The organism is Sulfurihydrogenibium sp., assembly GCF_027448985.1.
In the GTDB taxonomy this organism is placed as follows: domain Bacteria; phylum Aquificota; class Aquificia; order Aquificales; family Hydrogenothermaceae; genus Sulfurihydrogenibium.
The window spans coordinates 24568-31560 of sequence record NZ_DAIDMN010000006.1; the positions used below are offsets into that span (position 1 = coordinate 24568).

A 6993-nucleotide genomic window follows, 5' to 3' on the forward strand; every position below is an offset into this window, starting at 1 on the left:
TTATAGTATTTTTTTACAGGAGGAAATGATTTGAAAAGTTATACAAAGTATTTAACATTTAATACAAAAAATCGTAGAGAGCTTATAAAAATTACTGAAGATGTACAAACAGCTGTAAAAGAATCCACAGTAAAAGAAGGATTATGTCTTGTATCGGCTATGCATCTTACAGCATCTGTTATAATCCAGGATGATGAAGAAGGATTACATGAGGATATTTGGCAATGGCTTGAAAATCTTGCACCTTTTAAAAAAGATTACAAACATCATCTAACAGGAGAAGACAATGCAGATGCACATCTGAAAAACCTTCTTGCTCATCTTCAAGTAGTTTTACCGATTACAAACGGTAAACTTGACCTTGGACCGTGGCAGGAAATATTTTATGCAGAGTATGATGGTCAAAGACCTAAAAAGGTGATAATAAAAATCATAGGAGTTTAGATGGATTTAAGAGAGTTAATAAAAGAAAGGGTTTTGGTTATAGATGGTGCAATGGGAACAATGATACAGTCTACTCTTGTTCCAATGTCTGCTTGGGAAGGAAAGGTAGGCTGTAATGAAATTCTTAATATAACAGCTCCAAATATAATATCCAACATACATGAAAAATACCTACAAGCTGGAGCTGACCTTATAAAAACTAACACCTTTGGAGCGTTACCTTGGGTGTTAGATGAATATCAGATACCAGATAAAGCTTATGAGTTGGCAAAAGCTGGAGCTTTATTGGTTAAAAATCTCTGTGAAAAATATTTTACTTCGGATAAACCAAGATTTGTAGCAGGTTCTTTAGGTCCTGGAACAAAACTACCTTCTTTAGGACATATAGATTACGACACGATGTATGATGGCTATAAAATAGCAGCTTACGGACTGATAGATGGAGGTGTGGATGTATTTTTAGTTGAAACGTGTCAAGACCCTCTACAAATAAAAGTAGCACTTCATGCTTTACAAGACGCAGCTAAAGATAAAGGTAAGGATATTCCAATAATGGTTTCCGCAACTATTGAGCTTACAGGTACAATGCTTATAGGTACAGATGCTCAAACTTTAGCAACAATAATGGAACCTTTTGATATTTTGACACTCGGTTTTAACTGTGGAACAGGACCTGACCAGGTAGAAAACCACTTAAAAAAATTGTCGCAAGTTTGGAAAGGATATATATCTATCCATGCAAATGCAGGACTTCCAGAAAACAGAGGTGGACAAACCTACTATCCAATGAATGCGGAAGAGTTTGCAGAGAAAGAAAGTAAATTTTTAGATATAGATGGTGTTGCAATAGTAGGAGGATGTTGTGGAACAACTCCTGCCCACATAAAAGCCCTTTACGAAAAGGTGAAAGGAAGAAAACCTAAAAAACCTACAGGAAATCAACCAAAAGCCCTTGCATCCTTGTTTATGACTTTTTCTTTAAAACAGGACCCACCACCTTTTTTGGTAGGGGAAAGAACCAACGCCACCGGTTCAAAACAGTTTAGAGAACTTTTATTAAAAGAAGATTACGATGGTATTTTATCTATAGCACAAGAGCAGGTAAAATCGGGAGCTCATGCTTTAGATGTTTCCGTTAATTATGCCGGAAGAGATGAAATAAAAGATATGAAAGAAGTTATAAAAAGGTTTAACGAAAAGATACCAATACCTCTCATGGTTGATTCTACTCAACCAAAAGCTGTAGAAACCGGATTAAAACATATAGGTGGAAAACCAATAATAAACTCTGCAAACCTTGAAGATGGAGAAGAAAAATTTGATAAAGTTTGCCAACTTGCAAAAAGGTTTGGTACATCATTGGTACTTCTCACGATAGATGAGCAAGGGATGGCAAAAACAAAAGAAAGAAAATTACAAGTAGCAGAAAGAATGTATGAAAGAGCAACAAAATTACATAAGCTTGACCCTCAAGACTTAGTATTTGACCTTTTAACATTTACCATAGGAAGTGGAGATGAAGAGTACCGAGATGCGGCAATTCAGACAATAGAAGCTATAAGAGAGCTAAGAAAAAGACATCCGGAAGTGGGAGCAGTACTAGGAATATCAAACGTATCTTTTGGCCTTGATATGCATGCAAGGAAATATCTCAACTCAGTATTTTTACATCACTGTGTAGAAGCCGGATTAACGATGGCAATAGTTAATCCAAAGCACCTGATACCTTTCCACAAAATATCTGAAGAAGAAAGAAAAATCTGTGAGAATCTAATTTTTAATGTATGGGAAAATGGAAAAGACCCATTGTTTGAGTTTATTAACTACTTTTCAAAAAAGAAAGATATTTCATCACAAGAAGAAAATAAAGAATTTGAAAGCCTTCCAATAGAAGAAAAAATAAAAAAACTTCTTATAGATGGAGAAAAAGAAAAACTCATAAAAGCTGTAGAAGAAGCAAGACATAAAATACCACCGGAAAAAATTATCAATGAAATTCTTATCAATGCTATGAAAGTAGTAGGAGACCTGTTTGGTGAAGGAAAAATGCAACTTCCTTTCGTTCTTCAATCAGCAGAAAGTATGAAAGCTGCAGTAGATTACCTTAACCAATATCTTCCAAAAACAACCAAAAAGAAAAAAACTACACTCATTCTTGGCACTGTAAAAGGTGATGTTCACGATGTTGGAAAAAATTTGGTTGATATAATTCTTACAAACAACGGTTTTAACGTTGTAAACCTTGGAATAAAGGTAGAATTAGAACAGTTTTTAAAAGCAGCTCAAGAGCATAACGCGGATGCTATAGGAATGAGTGGACTTTTAGTTAAATCTACCCTTGAGATGAAAAACAACCTTGAAGAAATGCAAAAAAGAGGTATAAAAATTCCAGTTTTACTTGGTGGAGCAGCCCTTAATAAAAAATTTGTTGATGAATATTGTAGACCAATTTACGATGGACCGATATTTTACTGTAGAGATGCATTTGATGGAATAGAGGCTATGTCAAGGATAGAAAAGGGAATTTTTGATGTAGATTTAGGTTATAAAGAGGAAGAAGAAAGTCAAGTAAAAATTGAGGAAAATTTAGAAATACCACCACTTAAAGAGATAAAAATGCCTTCAAGAGATGTTCCGGTTCCAACTCCACCATTTTGGGGAAGAAAAGTATGGATACATCCAGATAGTCCAGAATACGCAGAGATAAGATATCTTGCATTTGATTGGATTAACAAAGGAGCGCTTTTTAAAAGAGCTTGGGGATACACAAGGGGAGATAAATCAAGACAAGAGTATGAAAAATTAAAAAAAGAGGAGATTTTACCTAACTTTGAAAGATTAAAAAAACTTTTAATAGATGAAGATATTTTTACACCTATTATCATCTATGGATACTACCCTTGTAGGTCAGATTTAGCTTTGAGACTGAAAAACAACGACAACAAAGAAGCATCTTTACTTATATTTTCAGAGAAAGAAGGATGGAAAGAAGACAGGGAAGCAAATAAAGAACCGTTGGAAAACGTACTAAATAGAGTCTATAAAAAAATAAATTTTCCAAGGTCTTCAAAACCACCTTACAGAGCATTACCGGATTACTTTCACGATGATAGACACGATGTTGTAGCATTTACTGTAGTATCAGCTGGAAACAAGATTTCAGAGTATGAAAATCAACTTTTTAAAGAAGGAAAATATAAAGAGTATCATCTTATCCATGGATTAGGAGTAGAATTAGCGGAAGCACTGGCGGAAATAGTTCATAAAAAAATAAGAATAGAGCTTGGCATAGCAAAAGAAGAAGGAGAAAGTTTAAAAGACATCAACTGGCAGATAAGAAACTATCAAGGAGCACGTTACTCTCCCGGATATCCTGCATGTCCAGATTTAGCTATAAACGATATTATCTTTGATATACTAAAACCTCAGGAGTACGGTATAACCCTTACAGAAAATCATCTTATTGTTCCCGAACAGTCAACCGATGCTATAGTTGTTTACCATCCGGAGGCAACATATTTTAGTGTTTAACTTAAAAAAGGCATATATTATTTAAAAAGGATTTAGGATAAAATGGAAAGTATGTATAAATACATTTTTGGACCTGTTCTATCAAGAAGATTTGGTTTGTCTTTGGGAATAGACCTTTCCCCAGATAAAAAAAGCTGTAATTTTGACTGTTTATACTGTGAACTTGAAAAAGCAAAACCAGTAAACAAAATAGAAAACCAGCCGAATCCGGATGAGATAATAAAAGAACTGAGAGATTATCTATCAAAAAATCAGTATCCGGATGTTATTACGGTTACAGCAAACGGAGAGCCTACTCTTTACTCAAAACTTGACGAACTTATAGAAAAGATAAATCAGATAAAAGGAAATTCAAAAAGTTTAATTCTATCTAATGCAAGTACGATAAACGAAATATCAGTTAGACAAGCACTGAAAAAATTTGATATAGTAAAACTTTCCCTTGATGCAGCGGACCAAAAAACATTTGAAAAAATAGATAAACCATTAAAAGGTATAAAAATAGAAGATATCATAGATGGGATGATTTCTTTCAGAAAAGAGTATAGTGGAACACTTGTTTTGGAAGTTTTAATAGTAAAACATATAAATGACAAAAAAGAAGTAATAGAAAAAATCGTTGAAGCAGTAAAGAAAATTAATCCGGATAGAATAGATATATCAACAATAGATAGACCACCTGCTTACAGAGTTTTTCCAGTTGACAATCAAACACTTTATGAAATTGCAAGTATGTTTGAAGGATTAAACGTAAATGTAGCAACAAGGAAATCCGGAGGTAAAATAAAAAAAGTCCATCTTGACAAAGAGGATATTCTAAATACATTCAAAAAAAGAGCTTACACAGTGTACGATATAGAAACTCTTTTTGACGAAGATACAAAAGAAAATATAAATCAATTACTATTACAGGGAAAACTAAAAACAACTAAAGTGGCCAATCTTGAATTTATAAAAACCTCTTAAAAAATGTTAAAATAAAGTCAAAATTTTTAGGAGGTTTTTCTTTGGAGAAAGCTATAGAAAAGGCAAACATTCTTCTTGAAGCACTTCCATACATAAAAACTTTTAGAGGGAAAACATTTGTTATCAAGTATGGTGGAAATGCAATGGATAAAGCCGATTTAAGGTCAGCGTTTGCTCAAGATGTTTTGATGCTTAAATACATAGGGATTAATCCGGTAATCGTTCACGGTGGCGGTCCTCAGATAGGTCAGTATCTGAAAAAAATGGGTTTAGAATCAAAATTTGTTGGAGGTCTTAGAGTAACGGATAAAGAGACTATGGATATTGTAGAGATGGTTTTAGGAGGACTTGTAAACAAAAGTATAGTACAGTTAATAAACAGTTATTCTGGAGGACACGTTAAAGCTGTAGGTATAACCGGTAAAGATGGAGAGTTGATAAAAGCCAAAAAGTTAGATGCAGAAGAGTACTTTAAATCTATGGGAGATTTCAGACCTACAGAGCTAATAGACCTTGGTCATGTTGGAGAAGTAAAACAGGTAAATCCACAACTTTTAAAACATCTTGACGAAGATAACTACATTCCGGTTATAGCTCCAATTGGTTATGATGATGAAGGAAACGCGTATAACATAAACGCAGATTTTGTTGCAGCTTCTGTTGCTGCAGCTTTAAATGCAGAAAAAGTTTTATTCTTAACAGATATAGAAGGTCTAAAAGACTCTACAGGAAAAACTGTTTCTTCCATTTCTACACAAGAGATAGAAAAAATGATAAAAGACGGTACAATAAAAGGTGGTATGATTCCTAAAGTGAAAGCATGTATTTATGCTGTAGAAAATGGAGTAAACAAAGCCCATATATTAGATGGAAGGATTCCTCACTGTATACTACTTGAAATTTTTACAAAAGAAGGTGTAGGAACGGAAGTTTATAAAATTTAAAAAAGGGGCTTTTCGCCCCTTTATTTATGACTTATTTTTTCTTTGCATTTAACGCTTCTTTTAAAGATTTTGCAGCTGTGAATACTACAACCTTTCTTGCTGGAATTTTAATCTCTTTTCCTGTTCTTGGGTTTCTACCTTTTCTTGCTTTTCTTTCTCTTACGTTGAAAACACCAAGACCAGGAATAGCAGTCCTTTCACCCTTTGAAAGAGCTTCTACAACTGCTTCGATGGCTGCATTTACGGCTCTTTCTGCCTCTGACTTCTTCAAGGCCGCTTTCTCTGCAACCTTTGCGATTAATTCTGACTTTGTCATGTCGAACCCCCTTTAATAAAGTGATATCAAAGTTTAACTCTAATTATGTTTATTTGTCAAGAGGTTTTTTTAATCAAAAAATGATATAATAATACTTTCCAAACTCTCAAGGAGGTTAAATAGTTGGAATTTAAAGATACTTTAAACTTACCTCAAACTGATTTCCCAATGAAAGCAAACCTTCCAAATAAAGAACCGGAGATACTAACTTTCTGGGAAAAAATAAATCTTTATAAAAAATTAAGAGAAGATAGAGAAGGTAAGGAAAAATACATACTTCACGATGGACCACCTTATGCAAACGGTCATATCCATATAGGTCATGCTCTAAATAAGATACTTAAAGATATTTTAGTTAAATACCAATCTATGAAAGGAAAAGACGCTCCATTTGTCCCCGGATGGGACTGTCATGGTCTTCCGATAGAACAACAGGTTGAAAAACAGCTTAAAGAGAAAAAAATTAAAAAAGAAGATTTATCAAAATCTGAGTTTAGAAAACTATGTAGAGAGTATGCAAAAAAGTTCGTGGAAATTCAAAAAGAAGAGTTTAAAAGGCTTGGTATTATAGGAAATTGGGAAAATCCTTACCTTACTATGAAACCTTCCTATCAGGCTCAGGAGATATTAGAGCTTGGTAGAATATTTTCTAAAGGTGTTGCATACAGAGGGAAAAAACCGGTTTATTGGTGTATATACGATAAAACTGCAGAAGCAGAAGCAGAGGTTGAGTATCAAGAAAAAAAAGACCCTTCAGTATACGTTAAATTTAAACTTGTAGATGAAGATGTT

6 protein-coding genes are annotated in these 6993 nt (G+C 33.7%); 5 read left to right on the forward strand and 1 reads right to left on the reverse strand.

What is annotated here, in order from left to right:
* Positions 1-30: 30 nt before the first annotated feature.
* From NE054_RS01290 to argB, 4 genes are read left to right on the forward strand one after another with little or no spacing between them, the layout of a single operon-like run.
* Positions 31-444, forward strand: coding sequence for a secondary thiamine-phosphate synthase enzyme YjbQ (locus NE054_RS01290; protein ID WP_297887430.1), 414 nt, complete (start codon positions 31-33; stop codon positions 442-444).
* The gene (gene metH, locus NE054_RS01295; RefSeq protein ID WP_297887432.1) at positions 445-3975 is read left to right on the forward strand and encodes a methionine synthase; all 3531 of its coding nucleotides are present in this window, start codon (positions 445-447) and stop codon (positions 3973-3975) included.
* Positions 3976-4026: 51 nt separating this feature from the next.
* On the forward strand, positions 4027-4941 hold the full coding sequence (locus NE054_RS01300; RefSeq protein ID WP_297887435.1) for a radical SAM protein: 915 nt from the start codon (positions 4027-4029) through the stop codon (positions 4939-4941).
* A 41-nt stretch (positions 4942-4982) separates the two neighbouring features.
* The gene (gene argB / locus NE054_RS01305; protein ID WP_297887437.1) at positions 4983-5885 is read left to right on the forward strand and encodes an acetylglutamate kinase; all 903 of its coding nucleotides are present in this window, start codon (positions 4983-4985) and stop codon (positions 5883-5885) included.
* 31 nt (positions 5886-5916) lie between these two features.
* On the opposite strand, the gene NE054_RS01310 is transcribed toward argB, so the two are convergent.
* Complete coding sequence (locus tag NE054_RS01310; protein WP_297887439.1) at positions 5917-6201, reverse strand: HU family DNA-binding protein; 285 nt, start codon at positions 6199-6201, stop codon at positions 5917-5919.
* Positions 6202-6324: 123 nt separating this feature from the next.
* On the opposite strand from NE054_RS01310, the gene NE054_RS01315 reads away from it, so the two are divergent.
* Positions 6325-6993 (forward strand): class I tRNA ligase family protein (locus tag NE054_RS01315; protein ID WP_297887441.1); only part of this gene is annotated, 669 nt, incomplete at its 3' end.